This window comes from Enterobacter sp. 120016 (genome assembly GCF_018383635.1).
GTDB classification, from domain to species: domain Bacteria; phylum Pseudomonadota; class Gammaproteobacteria; order Enterobacterales; family Enterobacteriaceae; genus Enterobacter; species Enterobacter asburiae_D.
Map to the genome: position 1 here is coordinate 864,148 of NZ_JAHAWC010000001.1, position 22,646 is coordinate 886,793.

Annotated in this window: 18 protein-coding genes; 3 read left to right on the plus strand and 15 right to left on the minus strand. The window is 55.7% G+C overall.

Translation table 11 applies throughout. From position 1 onward, the window contains the following. The 11 genes from fcl to KIF87_RS04190 form a co-directional block, all read right to left on the minus strand. On the minus strand, positions 1-966 hold the full coding sequence (fcl, locus tag KIF87_RS04140; protein ID WP_213327980.1) for a GDP-L-fucose synthase: 966 nt from the start codon (positions 964-966) through the stop codon (positions 1-3). A gap of 2 nt (positions 967-968) precedes the next feature. After that, a complete protein-coding gene (gene gmd, locus KIF87_RS04145) occupies positions 969-2,090 on the minus strand; it encodes a GDP-mannose 4,6-dehydratase (RefSeq protein WP_213327981.1) in 1,122 nt (373 codons plus the stop codon). A 24-nt stretch (positions 2,091-2,114) separates the two neighbouring features. Further along, complete coding sequence (gene wcaF, locus KIF87_RS04150) at positions 2,115-2,663, minus strand: colanic acid biosynthesis acetyltransferase WcaF (RefSeq protein WP_023336272.1); 549 nt, start codon at positions 2,661-2,663, stop codon at positions 2,115-2,117. 15 nt (positions 2,664-2,678) lie between these two features. Continuing rightward, on the minus strand, positions 2,679-3,425 hold the full coding sequence (wcaE, locus tag KIF87_RS04155) for a colanic acid biosynthesis glycosyltransferase WcaE (protein WP_039263104.1): 747 nt from the start codon (positions 3,423-3,425) through the stop codon (positions 2,679-2,681). 16 nt (positions 3,426-3,441) lie between these two features. After that, positions 3,442-4,662, minus strand: a complete 1,221-nt coding sequence (gene wcaD, locus KIF87_RS04160; protein ID WP_063144527.1) for a colanic acid polymerase WcaD — start codon at positions 4,660-4,662, stop codon at positions 3,442-3,444. Continuing rightward, positions 4,637-5,854 (minus strand): colanic acid biosynthesis glycosyltransferase WcaC, encoded by a 1,218-nt coding sequence (wcaC, locus tag KIF87_RS04165; RefSeq protein ID WP_213327982.1) that lies wholly within the window; start codon positions 5,852-5,854, stop codon positions 4,637-4,639. Before wcaC ends, wcaD begins: the two co-directional genes overlap by 26 nt. Further along, positions 5,851-6,342 (minus strand): colanic acid biosynthesis acetyltransferase WcaB, encoded by a 492-nt coding sequence (wcaB, locus tag KIF87_RS04170; protein WP_032642828.1) that lies wholly within the window; start codon positions 6,340-6,342, stop codon positions 5,851-5,853. The genes wcaC and wcaB overlap by 4 nt, the downstream gene beginning before the upstream one ends. After that, entirely contained in the window at positions 6,342-7,184 is an 843-nt protein-coding gene (gene wcaA, locus KIF87_RS04175) for a colanic acid biosynthesis glycosyltransferase WcaA (RefSeq protein WP_023312403.1), read from the minus strand. Before wcaA ends, wcaB begins: the two co-directional genes overlap by 1 nt. 96 nt (positions 7,185-7,280) lie before the next feature. After that, complete coding sequence (wzc, locus tag KIF87_RS04180; protein WP_213327983.1) at positions 7,281-9,443, minus strand: tyrosine-protein kinase Wzc; 2,163 nt, start codon at positions 9,441-9,443, stop codon at positions 7,281-7,283. A gap of 2 nt (positions 9,444-9,445) precedes the next feature. Further along, positions 9,446-9,889, minus strand: a complete 444-nt coding sequence (gene wzb / locus KIF87_RS04185) for a low molecular weight protein-tyrosine-phosphatase Wzb (RefSeq protein WP_023312405.1) — start codon at positions 9,887-9,889, stop codon at positions 9,446-9,448. 6 nt (positions 9,890-9,895) lie between these two features. Then, on the minus strand, positions 9,896-11,035 hold the full coding sequence (locus KIF87_RS04190) for a polysaccharide export protein (protein WP_134347914.1): 1,140 nt from the start codon (positions 11,033-11,035) through the stop codon (positions 9,896-9,898). A gap of 692 nt (positions 11,036-11,727) precedes the next feature. Here KIF87_RS04190 and KIF87_RS04195 point away from each other — a divergent pair. Further along, positions 11,728-13,311 carry a TerC family protein gene (locus KIF87_RS04195; RefSeq protein WP_213327984.1) on the plus strand — a complete coding sequence of 528 codons (1,584 nt, stop codon included), beginning with the start codon at positions 11,728-11,730 and terminating at the stop codon, positions 13,309-13,311. Positions 13,312-13,440: 129 nt separating this feature from the next. Here KIF87_RS04195 and asmA read toward each other — a convergent pair whose 3' ends face one another. The 3 genes from asmA to udk form a co-directional block, all read right to left on the minus strand. Continuing rightward, on the minus strand, positions 13,441-15,291 hold the full coding sequence (asmA, locus tag KIF87_RS04200) for an outer membrane assembly protein AsmA (RefSeq protein WP_213327985.1): 1,851 nt from the start codon (positions 15,289-15,291) through the stop codon (positions 13,441-13,443). 22 nt (positions 15,292-15,313) lie between these two features. Next, positions 15,314-15,895, minus strand: coding sequence for a dCTP deaminase (dcd, locus tag KIF87_RS04205; protein ID WP_023312408.1), 582 nt, complete (start codon positions 15,893-15,895; stop codon positions 15,314-15,316). Between the two features lie 91 nt (positions 15,896-15,986). Beyond that, positions 15,987-16,628, minus strand: coding sequence for a uridine kinase (gene udk / locus KIF87_RS04210; protein WP_008500855.1), 642 nt, complete (start codon positions 16,626-16,628; stop codon positions 15,987-15,989). A 344-nt stretch (positions 16,629-16,972) separates the two neighbouring features. Between udk and KIF87_RS04215 the strand changes: the two genes are divergently transcribed. Next, the gene (locus KIF87_RS04215; RefSeq protein WP_213327986.1) at positions 16,973-20,302 is read left to right on the plus strand and encodes a diguanylate cyclase; all 3,330 of its coding nucleotides are present in this window, start codon (positions 16,973-16,975) and stop codon (positions 20,300-20,302) included. On the opposite strand, the gene alkA is transcribed toward KIF87_RS04215, so the two are convergent. Beyond that, positions 20,267-21,139, minus strand: coding sequence for a DNA-3-methyladenine glycosylase 2 (gene alkA / locus KIF87_RS04220; RefSeq protein WP_213327987.1), 873 nt, complete (start codon positions 21,137-21,139; stop codon positions 20,267-20,269). The two genes, KIF87_RS04215 and alkA, sit on opposite strands and share 36 nt — an antisense overlap. Positions 21,140-21,269: 130 nt before the next feature. Here alkA and yegD point away from each other — a divergent pair, with 130 nt between their 5' ends. Next, positions 21,270-22,622, plus strand: a complete 1,353-nt coding sequence (yegD, locus tag KIF87_RS04225) for a molecular chaperone (protein ID WP_213327988.1) — start codon at positions 21,270-21,272, stop codon at positions 22,620-22,622. Positions 22,623-22,646 lie beyond the last annotated feature (24 nt).

Here is a 22,646-nt window from a genome sequence, read left to right on the forward strand (position 1 = left end):
TTACCCCCGGAAGCGGTGCTGGTTTTCCAGGAACCACTGGTAGGTACTGGCCAGACCCTGCTCCAGTGACACCTCGTGATACCAGCCCAGCTGATGCAGACGGGTCACGTCCAGCAGCTTGCGCGGCGTGCCGTCCGGTTTCGTGGCGTCAAACACCACGCGGCCTTTGTAGCCCACTACCTGCGCGATGGTTTGCGCCAGCTCGCGAATGGTGCAGTCCACGCCGGTACCGACGTTGATGTGCGACAGCATCGGCTCGGTGTTCTCCTGCCACACTTCGCGATCCAGCTCCATCACGTGAATGCTGGCCGCAGCCATGTCGTCCACGTGCAGGAACTCGCGCATCGGCGTACCGCTGCCCCACACCACCACATCCGCCGCGTTCTCGGCGGTCGCCTCGTGGAAGCGGCGCAGCAGCGCCGGGATCACGTGCGAGTTGCTCGGGTGGAAGTTATCGTGCGGTCCGTACAGGTTCGTCGGCATCACCGAGCGATAGTCGCGGTTGTACTGACGGTTGTAGGACTCGCACAGCTTGATCCCGGCAATCTTGGCAATCGCGTACGGCTCGTTGGTGGCCTCCAGCGTGCCCAGCAGCAGTTCGCTCTCGGCAATCGGCTGCTTCGCCATTTTCGGGTAAATACAGGACGACCCGAGGAACAGCAGCTTATTCACGTTGTGCAGATGCGCCGCGTGAATGATGTTGCTCTCGATCATCATGTTTTCGTAGATGAAATCCGCCGGGTAGGTGTTGTTAGCAACAATGCCGCCCACCTTCGCCGCCGCCAGATACACCTGGTCAATGCGTTCGTTAGCAAAGAAGTCCTGTACCGCGCGGCTGTCGAGCAGGTTCAGCTCGTCGCGGGTGCGGACAATCACCTCTACGTCACCGCGCTGTTCCAGCTGGCGAACAATCGCGGAACCCACCATTCCGCGATGACCGGCGACAAAAATACGTTGTTTTGTCATTCTCAGGACTCCAGCGCGATGGCAACCTCGTAGCCATGAGACTTAAGCAGAGAGTGTTTTTTCGCTGCTTCAAGATCTTTGGCTACCATCTCGGAAACCATCTCCTGCAGAGTGATTTCTGGTTTCCAGCCCAGCTTCTCGTGCGCTTTGGTTGGGTCGCCCAGCAGGGTTTCCACTTCAGCAGGACGGAAGTAGCGCGGGTCAACCTGAACAATCACGTCGCCTGGCTTCACGCCCGGTGCGTCGTGGCCGGTCACGGAAACAACGATACCTTTCTCTTCCACGCCGGTACCTTCGAAGCGCAGTTTGATGCCCAGCTGTGCCGCGGCCATTTCAACGAACTGACGTACGGAGTACTGCACGCCGGTCGCAATCACGAAGTCTTCTGGCTGTTCCTGCTGCAGCATCATCCACTGCATTTTCACGTAGTCTTTGGCATGGCCCCAGTCACGCAGGGAATCCATGTTGCCGAGGTGCAGGCAAGATTCCAGACCCTGTGCGATGTTGGCGATCGCGCGGGTGATTTTGCGGGTCACGAAGGTTTCGCCGCGGCGTGGGGATTCGTGGTTGAACAGAATGCCGTTACAGGCGTACATGCCGTAGGATTCACGGTAGTTCACGGTGATCCAGTAGGCGTACAGTTTGGCGACCGCATACGGAGAGCGCGGGTAGAACGGCGTGGTCTCTTTCTGAGGGATTTCCTGCACCAGGCCGTACAGCTCGGAGGTAGACGCCTGGTAGAAGCGAGTTTTCTTCTCAAGGCCGAGGAAACGAATGGCTTCCAGCAGACGCAGGGTACCCATGGCATCAACGTCAGCGGTGTATTCCGGGGACTCGAAGGAGACCGCTACGTGGCTCATCGCGCCCAGGTTGTACACTTCATCCGGCTGTACTTCCTGCAGGATACGGGTCAGGTTGGAGGTATCGGTCAGGTCGCCGTAGTGCAGGTGGAATTTCGGGTTCGCCGCGTGAGGATCCTGATAGATATGATCCACGCGCTCGGTGTTGAAAGAAGACGCACGACGCTTAATACCGTGCACTTCATAACCTTTTTCCAGCAGTAATTCTGCCAGGTAAGAACCATCCTGCCCGGTAACGCCGGTGATGAGAGCGACTTTAGACATGTTTATATTCCTCTACTTATGAATTTAATCAGTTTCAACGCGTTCGCGTATCACCACTGCGGGGTTGCCACGGCAAACTTTATTTGCCGGTAGCGATTTAAAAACGCTGCTGCGGGCACCGACTACCGTGCCATCGCCAACAGAAACACCCGGTGCAACAAAAACATCCGTTGCCAGCCAGCATTTTTCACCGATCGCAATAGGCGAAGCGGTAATATCAAAATGCTGACTCATAAAATCGTGGCTGCCGGTGCACAAATAACATTTCTGTGAAACCACCGAATTTGCGCCAATCGTAATTTCGCCCAGGGTATATAACACCGCGTCATCCCCAACCCATGCGTAATCCCCAAGCGTTAATTTCCACGGATAGGTAATTTTCACAGAAGGTCGGATGACTACGTTTTTTCCTATTTTTGCGCCAAACAGGCGCAATAAGAAGGCACGCCAGCGGTACAGTATTTGCGGCGACCAGGCAAATAAGGTTGCCTGAACGGCCCACCACAGCTGTACCTTAATACCGTTCCCGCCCCGAAAGCCTTTCGGCACGGAGAAACCTTTCAGATCCTGCATTGCGTTTCCTTATATTCAGGCTTTGTTATATAAGGTTTTCGTTTTGCCTGTGGTACGCAGGCGCAATAAATAAGACAATTCCGCCCAGAACCCCGGCACGCGTAATATTTTGCGCTGTACGTTTTTGGCATCCTGGCACAATTCCAGATTATTCGACGTTGACACGCCGCCCATTGAGAATTCAGATACCAGGCCTTTAATTCGGCGGAACGGGTAACCTGACTTATACAGGCTGGCCGCCAGTGCATAATCCGAAGACACTTTATACTGCAAATCGTAAGGCTGTTTTTTCAGACCTTTTACCGGGAAGAAAATGGCCTGATGGCTGGCCGGCAAGCTGTGATAGATATACCAGCCTGGCTTCGCGCTGCGGCACACTTTATGTCCGTCGCCAAAATCGAGCAGCGCATCGCCAATATACATGGCGTCCTCTTTCTGACGAGCCAGCTGGCGGGCAAACAGCGCCACGTCATCATGGAAAATGTCGCCCGAGTTCAGAAAGATGGCATAGCGGCCTTGCGCCATGTTGATGCCTTTATTCATCGCATCGTAGATGCCTTTATCTTTCTCGCTGATGTAGCGTAAGTTGAACTCACCGTTGAGTTTTTCCAGAAACTCCGCCGTGCCATCGTTCGAGCCGCCGTCGACCACAATCCACTCAAAGGTGAGGCTTGGATCGCGCGCCAGGTTACGCAGCGAGCGCCAGGTTTTTACCACCCCTTCGTAATTACGAAAAGCGACAGTAATGACGCTAAGAAACATAAATCACCTCATTTCGTCATGCGTTCGTAATATTAAGCGCTTTGCGCAGAATAAACGGACAGACAATCAAGAAAGCATATTCCGGGCTAAATATTGACCCGGTAAAAAACAGCGACACCGGAGTAAACAGATAAAGCTGAACGCGAAAATTCTGGTTATCACCAAAGGCGTTAATCATCATTTTGAAAACTTTAAACAGATACCACAGGGTCAACAGTACGGCGAACCACGAAAAATAAATAATTAACAGATACAGACCATTGTCTATGGTTTTACCGACATCCGCACCGTTAAAGATTCCGAATGATGCAACATATTCGTAAAGTGAGCCGAATCTTACTACCCCATCAATATGGGTTAAGGAATAACCCACCATCACCAGTGGCCCAATGATGCGATAATAGGACGAAGACCCTTCCGTTCCCAAATCACCCAGACGTTCTGAGATGTACGGGAAAGCAAATATCACGCCTACCATAAATACCGTCAGGGAGATAATCGCCAGCGGCAGTTTTTTCTTAATCGCATCTTTGTTCAGGTACTGGAACGCCCACTCCAGCAGGTAAAACAGGATAAATGTCATTACCCCTGAGAACGATCCAGACAGAACAATTCCTGCAAGAATCATAGCATCGGTCTTAGGCGTTTTGATACCAAACTGTTTGATGCTGAGCCAAATTGAGATTAACGCCAGAGCGAAAAACGCCGGTTCAAAATAGAGGGCCGTAGTACGCTTTCCGCCAAACTTGATGAAGTTCAATACATAGCTGTTACTGTAAATGAGATATTTCGAAATTATCTCCATCAGGCTGCTGCCACCGGTCAGAATAATTTGCGCCATCTCCAGTGCGGCAAGCATAACAATTAACGCAACGGCAATATAAAAGAACCTAAGGATTTTCCGATAATTGTGTGGAGAAATAGTTTTAAACCGAATACTCCAGACCATTCCGATAATAATAACAATATAAACAAACAGCATGGTCGACGTGACGTATTTACTGGCATCCAGCGACTGGCCAAAGATGTAGTTAAACAGCGTCAGGCCCGTGCCCAACCCTAGGGCAATCATCAGCTTCTTCAGGTTGATTTTATCGACATACAGCAGAAGCAGAACGGGCAAGAAGGTCACAATGGTTATCGGGAAGCTTTCGCCGAGCTGGGCAATTTTGACGTTGACCAGCAGGTAGATCAGCGGCAGCAGCAGATAACTACAGATTCTGATAGAACGAGACATACTCCTCCAGCATCTGTTGTCCACTGTAGGCCTTGCGGCTGCGGTTGCGGAACGATTCCAGGTCAGTGCCAAAAACGATCTCAGCAATCTGCGCCTTCGGCAGCTGTACCAGGGGCAGGACCTCCTGCTCCGAGAAGGTTTTCCCGCCGGACTTTTCCAGCACTTCACGCGCCGCATCGCTGTGCGTGGCAATCACCGGCACGCCGATTGAGAGCGCTTCGCAGAGGATCAGCGGATAGTTATCCACGCGGGAGCTGAACACCAGCGCGTCCATTTCATTCAGCGCGCTCATCAACTTGCGCTTGTCGGTCTCAAACCCGTGGTTCACCACGTTGGCCCCTTCAAACGGTGAAAACTTGCCGAAGGTGTGAAGCTCTATCTTGTCCCCCAGCGCCATCATGTCGCGCACCAGCTGCTGGTTGGTTTTGCCGTCGTAACGCAGGTCATGCGCAACGATAGCGATTTTCGGTTTGCCCGCGGTTTCCGCCACCGGGGTCAGCTCGGCAAGAATGGCTTCCGTCGCCACGTCGATGCCGTTGTTGATAATCTGACAGCGCCCTGCCCCGTACAGGCTGTTGAAGGCATCGGCCACGTGCTGGCTCGGGGAGATAAAGGTACAGCCTAGCGAGAGCATCTCGCGGAACAGCTGACGCTTTCCGGCGACCAGCTGATGCGCGCGATCCACCTTCACCGGCGGGTAGTTGCTTAAGGTCGGGCACTTCTGGCAGTTATCTTTCCAGCCTTCGCAGCCGTCGGTAAACGCGCAGCGGCCCGTCACGCTCCAGTGGTCGTGCAGCGTCCAGACAAAGCGGGTATCGGGCTTGTGGGCCTGCACCTTCTGACAAAACGCCACCACCTCTTCCAGATTCAGCCAGTAGCTGTGCAGCACGTGAAAATGCAGCACAACCGGACCCGCGGAGCGGGTAACCGTACGGTAAAGCGTGTTCAGGTTGCCAAACAGATCGCGGTTAAACAGGCGGAACAGCGCAATGTTGGCAATCGAGGTCAGGCGCGGCGTGTGCTTGTGCACCTGCGGGAAGTTATCGTGGCTGACGCTTTTCTTGCCGCCTTTGCCGTAGCCGTAAATAAACCGGGACTGAAGTCCTTTTTGCAGCGCGCGCTGGTGCAGATCCAGGGCCACGCCTGCCGCTCCGCCTTCTGCGAGGCGTACGTTAAATTGCAGAATGTTCATTTAATCACCTTCACGCGGGCTTTTTCTCCCACAACCAGCGCGTTATCCGGAATGCTGTCCAGCACCACGCTGCCAGCACCAATCGTGACGTTATTCCCAATAGTGATGTCACCGACGATCACCACGTTCGCCCCCAGCTCGACGTTATTGCCGATGACCGGGCAGGCCAGGCTGTCAGGCCCACGGTTGCCAATGGTGACCGCATGACGAATGGTGAAATCATCCCCGGCGACCACGAACTTGTTGATCACCACCGCATAGCCGTGATGGATGGTAAAGCGGCGGCCAATGGTGGCAGCGGCCTGGATTTCATAGCCAAAAAAGCATTCGGTGATGATGCGGTACAGCACCAGCACGGGTGCCGCCCAGATATTGTTCAGCACGTTTTTCTTACGCCACACCGAGCAAAAGTGCGCGATGCGGTACGCCAGAACCATGCAGCACGGACGCAGGCTCCAGCTGTTAGCGCGGCAATCTTCCAGAAACATTATTTCCCCCGAAGCCCGTCAGCCAGGCGCTTGCCGTTACGCACGGAAAGCAGCGTCAGCAGCGTGCGCCAGTTCATGCGCTTATTGCGGATCTGATAGAGGGTAAAGAGCTGATATTTACGGCTGGCACGGTCAAACTTGTCCTTGTGCTTGCGGTAAAAATGGAAATAGCCGGAGAACTTCTTCGGCGAGGAGGTGATTTGCATCTCCCCGTGGTTGATGTGCAGGATCTGCGTGGCCTCTTCCACCTTCCACGGCTCGCCGTATTCCACCACCATGCGCAGGAAGATATCGTAATCCTGCGCGGCCTTGAGTTCGGTATCGAACAGGCACTCTTTGAAACGCCACGCCCAGGTGAAGACCTGGTTACCAATAATGTTGCGCTTGTAGAACAGGCGGCGAGAGTACGGTGATTTCGGATACAGCGGCAGGCTCGCGGGCTGCGAGTAAACCTCGCCCTGGCAGACATAGTCGTTGGCATACAGGAAAGCGTGCGTAACCAGCTGTTCTTTATGCGACAGGAAGATAGACAGGCGGTTCGGCGTCCATTCGTCATCGTCGTCGATCCCGGTCAGATACTGCCCCTTGGCCTGCATAATCGCCTGATTACGCACCGCACATGCGCCGGAGTTAATGGCGTTATGCGTATAGACCACCCGCGGGTCGTTGAGGTCAGTCACAAACTTTTGCAGCTGTTCATACGAGGAAGAGCAGTCATCAACGATGATCAGCTCCCAGTTATCGTAGTCCTGTCGCAGGACGGATTTGATTGCGCGGATCGCCAGCTGCTGACGATTCCATGTCGGCATATAGATTGAAACTAAAGGGCGTTGTGTGGTCATGGTCTTCCCCTTATCCCTCACCCCGCCCCTCTCCCGGAGGGAGAGGGAGAAAAGCTGCTCTCCCCTCAGAGGAGAGGGTTAGGGTGAGGGGGATTTTTATTTACTGTCAGATTTATATTCGTACTCGTAATACCCGTAATCCTGGTACCCGGTCGCGCGGCGGAAGATGGAGTTCAGGATCACCCCTTTCACCTCAATGCCGTTCTGCTCGAAGCGGCTCAGGCTGGTTTCCACCTCTTTCAGGGTGTTCACCGCGTAACGCGCTACCATCAGCGTGGTGCCCGCATGGCGGCCAACAACGGCCGCGTCGGTCACGGCCAGAATTGGCGGCGTATCGATCAGCACCAGGTCGTAGTTTTTGCTCGCCCACTCCACCAGCTCGGTGAAGCGTTCGCTCATCAGCAGCTCGGACGGGTTAGGCGGTACCTGACCGCGTGGGATCAGGTCAAATTTCGGCACCGTTGTAGGTTTCGCGCTCTGGCTGATTTCACCTTTGCCGAGCAGGATTTCCGACAGACCGTTAACGTTGTTGGTACCCAGCAGTTCGTGGGTATAGCCCTTACGCATATCACAGTCGATCAGCAGCACGCGCTTGTTAGTCTGGCTGACCACCGCCGCCAGGTTGGCGCAGACGAAGGTTTTACCGATCGACGGGCTAACACCGGTTAACATCAGGACGTTGTTTTTGGCCTGCATCATGGCGAAGTGAAGACTGGTACGCAGGCTACGGATCGCTTCGATAGCGAGGTCGGTCGGGTTACCCACCGCCAGAAGCTGGCTCTGCTTGTAACGCTTGACGCCCTTGATGGTTTTGACGCTGTCGCGGGATTTTTGCCACTCAGACAGCGGAATGCTGGCATAGACGTTGATACCGCTCTCTTCCAGCACCTGCGGGCTTTCGATGCCGCGGTTGAACAGCGAACGCAGCAGCACGCCCACGATGGAGAGCATCAGGCCGAGAATAATGCTGCCGAGAATAATCAGCGCTTTCTTCGGCTTCAGCACGCCAGGCTGGGTAATGGCCGGGTCGACGATGCGCACGTCACCGACGGTACTGGCTTCGGTGATTTTCAGCTCCTGCTGCTTGTTCAGCAGCTGCATGTAAACCTGCTGTCCGGACTCCACGTCGCGGGTCAGACGCACGATCTCCTGCTGCGTTTTCGGCATCGCGGTCACGCGGTCATTAAGCTTCGCCTTCTCCTCTTCAAGGGTACGGCGTTTCTCCAGCAGCGTGCGGTAGGCCGGGTGACGTTTGGTATAAAGCTTGGAAATCTCCGCCTCTTTGAAGGTCAGCTCGTTGAGCTGCGCATCAATGTTGACCATCGAATCAAGGACCGATTTCGCCTCCAGCGGCAGGTCAACGGAGTCTTTATCCTGACGATAGGCGTTCAGCTTGTTCTCGGCATCATCCAGATGGGCGCGCACTTCCGGGAGCTGTTTGGCGAGGAAGGCCAGGCTTTTCGCCGCTTCCGCCGACTTACGCTCGACGTTCTGCTCAAGATAGTTGCGGGTAATGCTGTTCAGGATGTCGCGGATTTGATCCTTATCTTCACCGGTAAAGGTCATGCTCAGCACGCCGGTGTCCTTACCGTTTTCGGTGACGGTCAGGTTGTTTTGCAGATTGTTGATCATCCCCAGCGTGGAGAATTTGGTGACGGTAAACTCACCGCCCTCCTGGGCGTTAATCGCGCTGACCATCATGCTGACGCCGTCTTTGGTCAGCATCTGCCCCACTTCACCGCGCGCGCTAAAACCTGCGTCGCTGGTTAGCTGGTACTGTTTCGGACCAAGCACCGTCAGGGTAAACGTCTGATCGGCAGCCCCTTTCGGCAGCACGAAGTCAGTGACTTTCACCGTGTCGTTGTTTCGCCCCATCAGACGATCCCAGCCGGCACCAAAGACTGGGAAGGTATTCTTGGTGACGGAGATATCGAGCCCGAGGTCGTGAACCGTTTTACCCAGCACCAGACGTGACTGGATGAGCTGAATTTCGGCGTCGGATGCCGGCGGTTTGTTCGCCAGCGCGGAACCGATGTCCTGCACCAGCGAGTTGCCGGTATTCTGCTCGATCTGCACCAGCGCGTCGGCGCTGTAGATAGGGGTGGCGAACAGCGTGTAGACGACGGCCGCCGCGGCAAACACGGCGGTAATGCCAAGCACCCACCACTTTGCCTCTACAACAGTGCCGACCAGGCGCCCAATATCAATTTCATCACTGCCCGAAATCGGGGCGGCAGAAGGTCTTGTTTTTTCTGTCATTGTTATCCCTGCTGAACTTTCAGTGCCTGCGCCCACTGTTGGGCAGACTGGTCAAGTAAGGTGTAAACCGCCTCAAAGGCCTCATGGCTTTTGCGATACGGATCGGGGATTTCACGTTCATTGTCCCAGTGACCAAACAGCATCACCTTGCCGCGCATCTCCGGAGCGATATCGCACAGCGCATGAATATGGCGTTTTTCCATCGTCAGGATCAGGTCATACTCCCGGCACATGCGGCCAGTGACCTGGCGGGCCACGTGGCCGTCGAGAGAGAGGTGATGATCCCGCGCCACGCTCGTAGCGCGCTCATCGGCACCTTTACCGACCAGTGCACCCAGCCCTGCCGAATCAACGGTCAGTTCGGGCTGGTAGTGTTTCAACAACCGTTCAGCCGTGGGGGAACGGCAGATGTTCCCCACGCATACCACCAGAATTTTGTTAAACATCGCGGATTACCAGGTATGAATGTCGCGCGCCGTATCCGTCATGTAGCGAACGCCACTGATGGTTGGCAGCAACTGGTTGATCAGACGGTTCCAGCGGGCAACCGGCGCGGTGGTGACGTACACCACATCGTATGGCTGGAGACGGAACTCCGTTGCCATCACCAGAGAGGTCGCATCGGACATATCCAGCTGGTAGATGTTGGCGATCTTGCCTTTCGCACTGCCCTCACCTTTCAGCGGACGAATGACGAAGATACCGGTCGCGTTAGAGGTCGTCAGATCGATACCCTCAGCATTGCCCAGCGCTTCGGTCAGCGTCATACCGCTGAAGTCCATTTTGAGGGTGCTCTGTTTCTTCACTTCACCCATCACGAAGACTTTCAGATCGTCATTGCGCGGCACGTAGAGAATGTCGCCCGGATAGAGCAGACGGTTCTGGGTCAGATCGCCGTTTTGCATCAGCGCCTGCAGCGAAATGCGCTGCTCCTTCCCGTTGTGGGTCAGTACGACGTTGCGCCAGTCGGCGCCGTCGGTTAACCCGCCCGCGGCGTTAATGGCATCCAGTACGGTCAGAGGAACGTTGGTGATGGCCTGCTGGCCAGATTTGTTCACCTGGCCGGAGATATAGGCTTTTTGCGAGCGGAATGCGGCGATATTAACGTCCACCTGCGGATCGGCGATGTACTGCGCTAAGCGGCCGGTAATATCACTACGGATCTCGGCAAGCGTTTTCCCCACAACATGGACTTTACCAATGTAGGGATAGAACATGGTGCCATCTGACTGCACCCAGTTACCGGTGTCGCTTGAGCTGCGGTACTGGCCCGCTGGCGTGGTCAGTTCGGGGTGGTCCCAGACGGTCACGTTGATCACGTCACCCGGCCCCACGCGGTACTGGTAGGAGGCAATTTCCTGGTCCAACGACATATTCGGCTGGGCAACATTCGGACGTGGACGTAATTGTTCGACCAGACGAGGCGTAAGTGGATAAACATTCACCATTTTGTCGAGATCAAAATCGGCATCCTGTTGCTTGATCACATCCTTACCCATTGTTGACATATTGCTGCCGGGAAAGACCGTGCAACCACTCATCAAGGTCACAGACACCAATAATGGCATCAATTTCATTTTGGATTTCATCATTGATTATTTATCACTTTGGCAGAGTAATTATCCTGTGCAATTTAAATAAGCTCGGGTCGTATTGGGTTTCAGCATGCAGTTAATCAAATAGAAATATAACTGGCATCAGTCCTAAAAAAAGCTTATTCATCCATTGGCTATTGACAGAATAATCGAGGCTGATTCACACGCTTTCAGGCACGCTACCGCCCTTGGCTTTCAGTTACCAATCCACTGACTAAACAATGTGTTATGGATAGACACCCTCTTGAGCAAGGTCTTCTGGAAATATATCAGTCGCTTGAAAAACCCGACGGATAATGAATAACCATCCCTGAAGACCGAACATTAATAGCAACACCGAGATTTAACATTTGATGCTGGGAGAATTGTTGCAGCTAACCTAATAGCAGGCAAGGAGACAACTGTCCTAATATCAGTTTTTAAGATTAATATTAAGAGCAAATTTTTGACCTTTTAGGAATTTCTTTATATTGACAAAAAGAGACTAAAAACCAGTAACTGCGATATATCCTAAAATGCTTTCTTTGTAATTAAATATACGTATTTCGCTTATTTACACCCTCTTGAGAATGCTCTCTTTTTTATCCCTCCTATTAAGAGAAATCTCAGCCCGGCATTGCAATTTCCCCCAGCTTTATCCATGATCGAAGTGTGACATTCGTCATATAACAGAAGGTATTGCTATTACTATGGAATGGATTGCCGATCCCTCAATCTGGGCCGGGCTGGTTACGCTGGTCGTCATCGAGCTCGTGCTCGGGATTGATAATCTGGTCTTTATCGCCATCCTCGCTGAAAAACTGCCCCCTTCCCAGCGCGACCGCGCGCGCGTGACGGGTCTGCTGCTGGCGATGGTGATGCGGTTACTGCTGCTGGCCTCTATCTCCTGGCTGGTCACGCTCACTCAGCCTCTGTTCTCCATTCACGGTCTGAGTTTTAGCGCCCGCGATCTCATCATGCTCTTCGGCGGGTTGTTCCTGCTGTTCAAAGCCACGGTAGAACTCAACGAGCGGCTGGAGGGCAAAGACAGCGAGAACCCCACCCAGCGCCGCGGGGCGAAATTCTGGCCGGTAGTGGCGCAAATCGTGGTGCTGGATGCGGTCTTCTCCCTGGACTCGGTGATCACCGCCGTCGGGATGGTGGACCACCTTGCGGTGATGATGGCCGCGGTGATTGTTGCCATCACGCTGATGGTCATGGCCAGCAAGGCGCTGACCCGCTTTGTGAACAGTCACCCGACCATCGTGATCCTCTGTCTGAGCTTCCTGCTGATGATTGGCTTTAGCCTGGTGGCCGACGGTTTTGGCTTCCATATTCCGAAAGGCTACCTGTATGCCGCCATCGGATTCTCCGTCATGATTGAAGCGCTTAACCAGCTGGCGATATTTAACCGCCGCCGCTTTCTGTCCGCGAATCAGACCCTGCGTCAGCGCACGGCCGACACGGTTATGCGCCTGTTAAGCGGTAAGAAAGAGGATGCAGAGCTGGACGCCGAATCCTCCGCCATGCTGGCCGATCACAGCGACGGGCTGATCTTTGACCCGCAGGAACGACGGATGATCGAGCGGGTGCTCAATCTGAACCAGCGGACGGTCAGCAGCATCATGACCTCGCGGCATGACATTGAACATATTGACCTGACGGCACCGGAAGAGCACATTCGCGCCCTGCTGGATAAAAACCAGCACACCCGCGTGGTGGTGACCGGCGGTGAAGAGGAAGAGGAGCTGCTGGGCGTGGTGCACGTTATTGACCTGCTCCAGCAGCAGCTGCACGGCGAGGCGCTCAATCTGCGCGTCCTGGTCCGCCAGCCGCTGGTTTTCCCGGAGGGGCTACCGCTGCTCTCCGCCCTTGAGCAATTCCGTAACGCGCGCACGCACTTTGCCTTTGTGGTAGATGAGTTTGGATCGGTGGAAGGGCTGGTCACGCTCAGCGACGTAATGGAAACCATCGCCGGTAATTTGCCTAACGAGGTGGATGAGATTGATGCCCGCCATGACATTCAGAAAAACGCAGACGGTTCGTGGACGGCTAACGGCCATATGCCGCTGGAAGATCTGGTGCAATACGTGCCGCTGCCGCTGGATGAAAAACGGGAATATCACACTATTGCCGGCCTGCTGATGGAGTATTTGCAGCGTATCCCGCAGCCGGGAGAAGAGGTTCAGGTGGGCGACTATCTGCTCAAAACCCTGCAAATTGAAAACCATCGCGTGCAGAAGGTTCAGCTTATTCCGCTGCGGGATGAGGAAGAACTGGATTTTGAGGTGTAGATAAAACAAAACGGCAACCAGGTTGCCGTTTAAGGGTTTACTCCCTCTCCCGTGGGAGAGGGCTGGGGTGAGGGCATCAGCCGCACTGGCAGCCGGGTCAGGCGAAGCCGCCACCCGGCACAACGGGCATCAAAGCTTGTCCAGCAGCTTCTTCACATCCTTGCCGTCCTGTGAATCCTTATTACGTTCCGCCCAGCCGCTAAGCCGACGTTTCGCTTCATCCTGCAGATGCTTACGCAGGATCTGATCCACCTGGAGGCTGTAATTCAGAGCCTGCCATTTGCCATATACGGTCAGCGGGACCGGCGTCTCTTTCAGGAAGTCGATGAGCTTGCTTTCACCCTGCCAGCCGGAAAGCACCCGCACGTTAAAGCGCGTGTCCGCCGTCTCTTTCACCAGATCCAGCTTACCGTCACCGGTCATTGATAACAGTGAAGAGGTGCCCTGCATACCGTCGAGAGAGAGTTGTCCATTGTCCAGCGTCAGGTCCGCGGTGAAGCTGTCGAGGCGCGTGGCGCTGTCGTAGTTTTCCTGGGCTTTCACATCGCTGCTGCGCTCAACCGCCTGCTGCACCAGCTGCTGGAAGTTAAGCCCTTCCATACGGGAGTTTTTCAGATCAAGATGCGCCTGCCCCTGCCATTCGCGGCGGAAAGCATCGGCATCAATTTTCGTGCCTGAGAAGTCACCCGCAAGCGTCAGCTGCCCCGTCAGGGATATCGGGTAGTTAAACGCTTTCAGGATGGTGCCTATCTCAACGTTGTCGAGACGCGGCTGGAATTCGGCGCTGGCAACGTCTTTACGGACATCCAGCGTGCCGGGCAGCGAGAGGTTCCCTGCGCCCATCTTACCGCTCAGTTCGGAGATCACCAGCAAACCGTTATGGTTAAACATCTGGCTGCTCACGTCGGTAAAATCAATACCGCGCCAGCGCAGGCTATTGGCCTTCAGCAGAATATCCGCCGTGAATCCGCGCAGGGCGTTATAGTCAGGCTGATCAAGATTCGACGAGATAACCGGACGCGATACCGGTGCCTGGCTTTGCCCGGTCTGCGTGGCTTCGCTGTCGGTGGCGCTGGCTGGCAGCGGTGGCAGCAGGTTTTCCAGGTTGAGCTTGTCAAACTGCAGATTCAGCACCCACTTCGGCTTCTCTTCCAGCGTGACGCTCGCCTGCCCCTTCAGGCTACTGTCATTTGCCTGCAGGTTGAGGTTATCCAGCTCCAGCTGCTTCTGTTCTTCGCGCCACACGGCCTGCAGCGTTCCCTGCCCGGTGATACCCTGGGTGGGAAGATCGGCCCCCGTCAGCTGCCAGTCCAGCTGCTGAATGTCGGCCGTAAGCTGATGCGGATAGTCTGAGGCGTTGACGCTGGCATTCAGCGACAGGGTCAAATCGCGCTGATCGCGATTGATGCGCCCGCTAAACTCCACCGACGCCAGGTGGTGATCGTCCTGTTCCATCTGCAGGTTGATGTTGCGAACGGTTACCTGCTCCTGGTGCTCATGCTGGAAAACCAACACGCTATCGGCAACTTTCAGCTTGCCGATATCAAAGGACCAGCCGGTATCAGACGGTTCATCAGGCAGAGTATTTTCGCGCGGCGCAACCGGCGCATTGGCATCACGCACGGCTTCGGATTGCGGGGTGAGCTGGATCACCGCGCCTTTCAGCATCACCTGTTTAACCTGCAGCTGATGGGAAATGAGCGGGATCAGCGCCACATCAAGGCGCATGTTGTCAGCGGACACCAGCGGCTGGGACGCCCCCGGCGCCGTGAGCGACATGCGGCCAGAGAGAATGCTGAGCTGCGGCCAGACGTGCCAGCGCAGCGGCCCGTCAAGCTTCAGTTGATAACCACTGCGTGCCTCGACCTGCCGCACCATGTAAGCGCGGAAATCGTTGGGGTTAACCAGCAGAACCAACGCCGAAAGGCCGGCCACCAGCACCACCAGCAAAATCATCAGCGTTGTCAGAACTCTTCTCATGGCATCCTCAATGGGCTAACGATCAGTCTTTATCAATACGGCTGGCAACCGCGCCCTGCTGGTCGCGATATTTTGCGTCCTGCCGACGGTTATAAGGACGATCTGCCGGGCCTGACAGCGGTTCAAAGCTTAACGCGCCGATCATCATCCCCGGGCGCAGCGCCAGCGGCAATTTACCGGCGTTGAAGAACTCCAGCACGATACGTCCCGACCAGCCTGGATCGATACGGTGCGCGGTCACGTGAACCATCAGCCCCAGTCGCGCCAGCGAAGAACGGCCATCAAGCCAGCCGACCAGGTCCGGAGGCAGGGTGACGGATTCAAACGTCACCGCCAGGGCCAGTTCACCTGGGTGCAGATAAAAGGCTTCGCCCTCGTCGATAACGATTTCGTCACTCATCACGCGATCGAGCGCGGCGCTGACTTCATCCTTCGGCCCGCTAAGGTCAATGAACGGTGCGGTATGGCCGCTAAAGGTGCGGAATTTATTCCCTAACCGTACATCAACGGTCACGCCATTGATACGCTCAACGGGCGGACGTGGGGTAATAGACAAACGGCCTTCATCCAGCCAGGCTTCTATATCGCGATCGCAAAGACGCACGGCACTTTCTCCTTTCATGCATCATACCCTGAGGCGGTAAGCGCTCAGGGTAAAACCAGGTTATCTCTGAACGGTACACAATTCGCGCGGCTTATTCAAAAAACTGGCTGATTTTCGCTTTTAAGATATCAATAGCAATGCGGTTTTTACCCCCGCGCGGCACGATGATATCGGCGTATTGTTTGGATGGCTCAATAAACTGCAGGAACATCGGGCGGACCGTTTTCTGGTATTGCGCCATGACGGAGTCCATCGAACGGCCACGTTCGTTTACGTCGCGCTTGATGCGGCGCATCAGGCAGATATCCAGCGGGGTATCAACGAAAATCGAGAAGTTCATGGATTCACGCAGGCGGGCGTCGGTCAGCAGCAGGATGCCTTCAAGGATAATGACCTTTTTCGGCTCGATGCGGATGGTTTCCTGGGTGCGGGTGTGTTCTACGTAACTGTAAACGGGCAGCTCAATCGCCTGGCCGCTCTTAAGCGCTTCTAAATGCTGGAACAGCAAGCTGTGATCCATCGCATTGGGGTGGTCATAGTTGGTTTTGACGCGCTCTTCCATCGACAGATGGGATTGATCTTTGTAATAGCTGTCTTCGGGAATGACGCCGATATGCTCATCACCTACTTGTTCACGCAGTTCGCGATAAAGCGTACTGGCAATTAGACTTTTACCTGAAGCCGATGCGCCGGCGATGCCTATAATGACGCACTGATGAGACTTATCAGTCATAAATTTAGCGACCTGATTAACCTGGATGTTAAGGAAGGACGACGCCGGAGCGTCAAACGCGGCAATTATAGGGATTTCGCGGGCGTGATACCAGTCGAATGCACAGGTTCTGCGAGACTGGCCGAAAAGTGGCGATTTATTCCCTGAGTGAAATTTAAATGAACGTTTTTTCAGCGTTTAACCGTTTTTTTCTCACGGAGTCTCTATTTAATAAGTCTGTGGTGTCAAATTCTGAGCGGTCACCATATGAATTGTAAATTGTTTGTACTAGCATAAACCAAATTATCAAATTCACGCGTTCGGACATCTTCCCTGACGGCATGGCGTCTCTGGATAAAGCGGTAATGAATAAACAATACCAGCGGGTTTTGGTTACCACCCCACATCCTTTAATACGACTTGTCTGTCTGGGCCTGGTCACCTTTATCTTTACCTTATTTTCGCTGGAGCTCACCCGGTTCGGCACCCTGCTTGCCCCGCTCTGGTTCCCCACCGCGATTATGATGGTGGCGTTTTACCGTCATGCAGGAAAAATGTGGCCCGGAATTGCCCTGGCCTGTTCGTTCGGCAATATTCTGGCCACCTGGATGCTGTTTTCGTGGGGTTCGATAAGCCTCACCTACACCTCAATTAACGTGGTTGAGGCCTTTACCGGCGCGCTATTGCTGCGCAAATTGCTCCCGTGGTACAACCCGCTGCAGAATCTGAATGACTGGGTCCGCGTGGCCATCGGCAGCGCCGTGATACCGCCGCTGGTGGGCGGCGTCCTGGTGTCTCTGCTGGCTCCCGGCCCTGAACCCCTGCGTAATTTCTTCGTCTGGGTGTTGTCAGAAGCCATTGGCGCGCTGGCGGTAGTACCGTTGGGACTGTTGTTTAAACCGCACTATCTGCTGCGCCACCGTGACCCGAGACTGCTGCTGGAAACGCTGACCACGCTGGCCGTGACGCTGGCCCTCAGCTGGGCGGCTATCACCTGGCTGCCGTGGCCTTTCACCTGCGTTATCGTTTTGCTTATGTGGAGCGCCGTGCGCCTGCCGCGAATGGAAGCGTTCCTGGTGTTTCTGGTCACCGTGATGGTTGTGTCGCTGATGATTGCCCAAAACCCGGTGGCGCTGACAACCCAGCACGTCGGGCCGATGCTGAACGCCCCCTGGCTGCCGTTCCTGATGCTGCTCCTGCCTGCCAACGTGATGACCATGGTGATGTACGCCTTCCGCGCCGAGCGCAAGCACATCACCGAAAGCGAGGAGCGCTTCCGTAATGCGATGGAGTATTCCGCTATCGGTATGGCGCTGGTCAGCATTGAGGGCAAATGGCTTCAGGCTAACAAGGCGCTGTGCAATTTTCTGGGTTACAGCCAGACCGAGCTCCAGTCGCTGACCTTCCAGCAACTCACCTGGCCGGAAGATCTGCACACCGACCTGGAACAGCTCGAACAGCTGGTAAACGGCGACATCAATACCTACACCCTCGAGAAACGCTACTACACCCGCGACGGAGAAGTGGTCTGGGCGCTGCTTGCCGTCTCCGTCGTGCGTCATGCCGACGGCTCGCCGCTCTATTTTATCGCCCAGATTGAAGACATTAACGACCTGAAGCAGACCGAGTGGGTCAATAAGCGCCTGATGGAGCGCATTACGCTTGCTAACGAAGCGGGCGGCATCGGCATCTGGGAGTGGGATCTGGAGCCAGACATTATCAGCTGGGACAAGCGGATGTTTGAGCTGTATGAAATTCCGCCGCACATCAAGCCCACCTGGCAGCTCTGGCATGACACGATGCTGCCGGAAGATCGTGCCCACGCCGAGAAGGTGCTGCGGGACTCGCTGATTTCCCGTCTGCCGTTTAAGCTGGAATTCCGCATCCGCGTGAAGGAAGGCGTGCGCCACATTCGCTCCCTGGCGAACCGGGTGCTCAATAAGCAGGGTGAAGTCGAACGGCTGCTCGGGATCAACATGGACATGACCGAGGTTAAGCAGCTCAACGAGGCCCTCTTCCAGGAAAAAGAGCGTCTGCACATCACCCTCGATTCCATCGGTGAAGCGGTGCTGTGTACCGATATCAACATGAACGTCACCTTTATGAACCCGGTGGCCGAGAAAATGAGCGGCTGGCTGCAGACCGAGGCTATCGGCCAGCCGATCCTGAAGGTGTTGCACATCACCTTTGGTGAAAAAGGGCCGCTGATGGAGAATATTCACAGCGGCGATATGTCCCGTTCCGATATCGATCAGGACGTGGTGCTGAACTGCCGGACCGGCGGGAATTTTGATATTCACTACAGCATTACGCCGCTCAGCACGCTGGATGGGCAGAATATTGGCTCGGTTATCGTGATTCAGGACGTGACCGAGTCGCGCAAAATGCTGCGACAGCTGAGCTATAGCGCCTCCCACGATGCCCTGACCCACCTGGCAAACCGGGTGAGCTTCGAAAATCATCTCAAACGACTCCTGCAGACCGTTCGCGAAACGCGCCAGCGTCACGCTCTGGTCTTTATCGATCTCGATCGCTTCAAGGCCGTCAACGATTCTGCAGGCCACGCGGCGGGCGATGCCCTGCTGCGGGAACTCTCTTCCCTGATGTTGACCATGCTCCGCTCCAGCGACGTGCTGGCGCGTCTGGGCGGGGATGAGTTCGGGTTACTGTTACCGGACTGCAATATTGAAAGCGCGCGCTATATCGCCGGGCGCCTGATCCACACGATCAATGACTATCACTTTATGTGGGAAGGCCGCCTGCACCGGATCGGCGCCAGCGCAGGTATCACGCTGATTGATGAAAATAACCATCAGGCATCGGAAGTGATGTCCCAGGCGGATATTGCCTGTTATGCCTCAAAAAACAGCGGGCGCGGCATGGTGACGGTTTACGAACCCCAGCAGGAGCGGGATCACAACACGCGCAGCATGATGTCGCTTGATGAACAGTGGCACATGATTAAAGACAATCATCTGCTGATGATTGCCCGCAGCGTCGCCTCTCCGCGCATCCCGGAAAGCAGTAACTTCTGGCTGCTGTCGTTACGCCTGTGGACCAGCCAGGGAGAAGTCCAGGAGGAGCATGCGTTCCGCTCGGGCCTGGCGGAGCCTGAGCTTTTGCACGCCCTCGACAGACGTATTTTTAATGAGTTTTTCCGCGCCTCTGCCGCACAGGTCGCCAGTAAAGGCATGGGGGTGGCTCTGCCGCTTTCTGAGGCCGGTTTAGCCAGCGTAACGCTGGTTGATGAACTCCTCGACCTGCTGGATAAAAGCCCCATGCCGGGCCGCCTCCTGCATCTGGTTATCTCTGCCGACGTGGTGTGCAGCCCGGATAAAAACCTGCAGCGGAGTCTGCAAAAGCTTCGCCAGGCGGGCTGCCGCGTGATCTTCAGCCAGGTAGGCCGCGACATGAATGTCTTTACCCATCTGACCGCCAATATGGCCGACTATCTGATGCTGGACGCAGAGGTGGTAAGCAACGTGTATGGCAACCTGATGGATGAGATGATGGTGACCATTGTGCAGGGCCACGCCCAGCGTCTGGGAATGAAAACCATCGCAGGCCCCTGCAACCAGCCCATCATGATGGATACGCTCTCCGGCATCGGCATTGATTTTATCTTTGGTGATACCATCGCCGAGCCGCAGCCGCTGGATCTACTGCTCAATACCAGCTATTTCGCCATCAACTGACGGCGTCCAGCCGTCGGTATACCAGATGTGCAGCAGCGCGTAAGAGCGCCACGGCTGCCAGCGCTCGGCATAACGACGAATTTGCGCGGGCGTCATCCCGGCAAAGCGTTGCTTAATCAGATAATCATCCGGCAGAAAGACATCTTTCGCCTGCCAGCCGCGCAGGGCCAGGTAGTTTGCCGTCCAGCGCCCTATCCCCGGCCGCTGCTGTAGCGCTTTCATCCCCGCCTCAATATTCGCGGGCGGGAAAAGCGGAAACGTCCCGTCGATGACCGACTGTGCCAGATGAATTAACGATTCCGCCCGCTTTACCGGCATCCCTAACGCTTTCAGCGCCAGCGGGTCCGCTGCCGCCAGCGCGTCCGGGGTGGGGAAGCAGAGATAGCCCGGACAATCCGCCACCGGTTCGCCGCACAGCGCCACCACGCGCGACGTCAGTTTCGCCGCCATCGCCACGCTCACCAGCTGCCCGAGGATCGCCCGGACGCCCTGCTCGTACGCATCCATCGCCCCCGGCAAACGCAAGCCTGGCCGGGCAGCGCCGAGATCGCCCAGCGTATCCGCGACGTGCTGCGGGTTGCAGGCGAGATCGAACAGGCGTTCGATGCGTTCAAGGCACGTCTGCGCCACCGGGATTAACCCCGGACCGAGCGTGACGTTCAGCGTATGGGTGGCGATATCCGGCGTGACGCGAAATATCCCCTGATGCCCTTCGCAGGCAAAACTGCGCTCGTAGTAGTCGTTTGTGACGGTTTCAATGCCCGTCACCGCACGCGCGCCGAGAAAGCCAAACATCCACTGCCAGTCGTAAGGGGGAAGCCAGTTCAGGGTGTACATCGTTGCTCCTTTTTTGTTCTTATCAGCATAAACGGAAAGACCTTGTATTGCCTTGCTTTCATATTCCTGTTGTCGCCATGAAGACATTTCGTTAAAGTCTCGCCCCTTCTCACTGGCATGGGGATTTATCGTGTTTATTGGATTCGACTACGGTACGGCAAACTGCTCGGTTGCGATTATGCAAAAAGGGCAGCCACAGCTTCTGAAAATGGAAAAAGAGAGCACGCTGCTGCCCTCAATGCTCTGCGCGCCGACGCGTGAAGCGGTGAGCGAATGGCTGTTCCGCCACCATCAGGTTCCGGCCACGGCGGCGGAGACCCAGGCGCTGCTGCGCCGTGCGGTCAGCTTTAACCGCGAGGAAGACATCGACGTATCGCCGTCCAGCGTGCAGTTCGGCCTCTCTTCGCTCGGGCACTACATTGAAGACCCGGAAGAGGTCTACTTCGTTAAGTCGCCAAAATCCTTCCTTGGCGCCAGCGGCCTGAAGCCGCAGCAGGTGGCGATGTTCGAAGACCTGGTGTGCGCGATGATGCTGCACATACGCAATCAGGCGCAGACGCAGGTCTCCGATACGATTACCCAGGCGGTCATTGGCCGCCCGATCAACTTCCAGGGGCTGGGCGGCGACGAGGCCAACCAGCAGGCGCAGGGGATCCTTGAACGCGCGGCGCACCGGGCAGGCTTCCGCGACGTGGTGTTCCAGTACGAGCCGGTTGCGGCGGGGCTGGATTTTGAAGCCACGCTGACGGAAGAGAAGCGCGTGTTAGTCGTGGATATCGGCGGGGGCACAACGGACTGCTCGCTGCTGCTGATGGGACCGCAGTGGCATAACCGTCGCGACCGCGAAAACAGCCTGCTCGGGCACAGCGGCTGCCGCGTAGGCGGTAACGATCTCGATATCGCCCTGGCGTTCAAGAGCCTGATGCCGCTGCTCGGCATGGGCGGGCAAACCGAAAAAGGCATCGCCCTGCCGATCCTGCCGTGGTGGAACGCGATTGCCATTAACGACGTGCCTGCGCAGAGTGATTTTTACAGCACCGCGAACGGCCGCTTCCTGAACGATCTGGTGCGCGACGCGCAGGACGCCGAAAAAGTTGCCCTGCTGTATAAAGTATGGCGTCAGCGCCTGAGCTACCGCGTGGTGCGTACTGCCGAAGAGAGCAAAATTGCCCTTTCCGATCGTACTGAGCATGCGGTCTCCTTGCCGTTTATCAGCGACGATCTGGCCACCGCGATTTCGCAGGACGGGCTGGAGACGGCGCTCGCGCAGCCGCTGCAGCGTATTCTGGAGCAGGTGCAGCTGGCGCTGGAGAACGGTAAAGAGAAGCCGGACGTTATCTATCTGACCGGGGGTAGCGCCCGTTCCCCGCTGATCAAGAAGGCGCTGGCGGAACAGCTGCCGGGCATTCCGATTGCCGGTGGGGATGACTTTGGCTCCGTTACCGCAGGGCTGGCGCGCTGGGCGCAGGTGATGTTTAGCTAGTGCGGTTGCGGTGCGGTCTGGTGC

Coding starts and splice junctions, on each gene's coding strand:
- fcl (WP_213327980.1), bottom strand. CDS start 966: ATGACAAAACAACGTATTTTTGTCGCCGGTCATCGCGGAATGGTGGGT.
- gmd (WP_213327981.1), bottom strand. CDS start 2,090: ATGTCTAAAGTCGCTCTCATCACCGGCGTTACCGGGCAGGATGGTTCT.
- wcaF (WP_023336272.1), bottom strand. CDS start 2,663: ATGCAGGATCTGAAAGGTTTCTCCGTGCCGAAAGGCTTTCGGGGCGGG.
- wcaE (WP_039263104.1), bottom strand. CDS start 3,425: ATGTTTCTTAGCGTCATTACTGTCGCTTTTCGTAATTACGAAGGGGTG.
- wcaD (WP_063144527.1), bottom strand. CDS start 4,662: ATGTCTCGTTCTATCAGAATCTGTAGTTATCTGCTGCTGCCGCTGATC.
- wcaC (WP_213327982.1), bottom strand. CDS start 5,854: ATGAACATTCTGCAATTTAACGTACGCCTCGCAGAAGGCGGAGCGGCA.
- wcaB (WP_032642828.1), bottom strand. CDS start 6,342: ATGTTTCTGGAAGATTGCCGCGCTAACAGCTGGAGCCTGCGTCCGTGC.
- wcaA (WP_023312403.1), bottom strand. CDS start 7,184: ATGACCACACAACGCCCTTTAGTTTCAATCTATATGCCGACATGGAAT.
- wzc (WP_213327983.1), bottom strand. CDS start 9,443: ATGACAGAAAAAACAAGACCTTCTGCCGCCCCGATTTCGGGCAGTGAT.
- wzb (WP_023312405.1), bottom strand. CDS start 9,889: ATGTTTAACAAAATTCTGGTGGTATGCGTGGGGAACATCTGCCGTTCC.
- KIF87_RS04190 (WP_134347914.1), bottom strand. CDS start 11,035: ATGATGAAATCCAAAATGAAATTGATGCCATTATTGGTGTCTGTGACC.
- KIF87_RS04195 (WP_213327984.1), top strand. CDS start 11,728: ATGGAATGGATTGCCGATCCCTCAATCTGGGCCGGGCTGGTTACGCTG.
- asmA (WP_213327985.1), bottom strand. CDS start 15,291: ATGAGAAGAGTTCTGACAACGCTGATGATTTTGCTGGTGGTGCTGGTG.
- udk (WP_008500855.1), bottom strand. CDS start 16,628: ATGACTGATAAGTCTCATCAGTGCGTCATTATAGGCATCGCCGGCGCA.
- KIF87_RS04215 (WP_213327986.1), top strand. CDS start 16,973: ATGAATAAACAATACCAGCGGGTTTTGGTTACCACCCCACATCCTTTA.
- alkA (WP_213327987.1), bottom strand. CDS start 21,139: ATGTACACCCTGAACTGGCTTCCCCCTTACGACTGGCAGTGGATGTTT.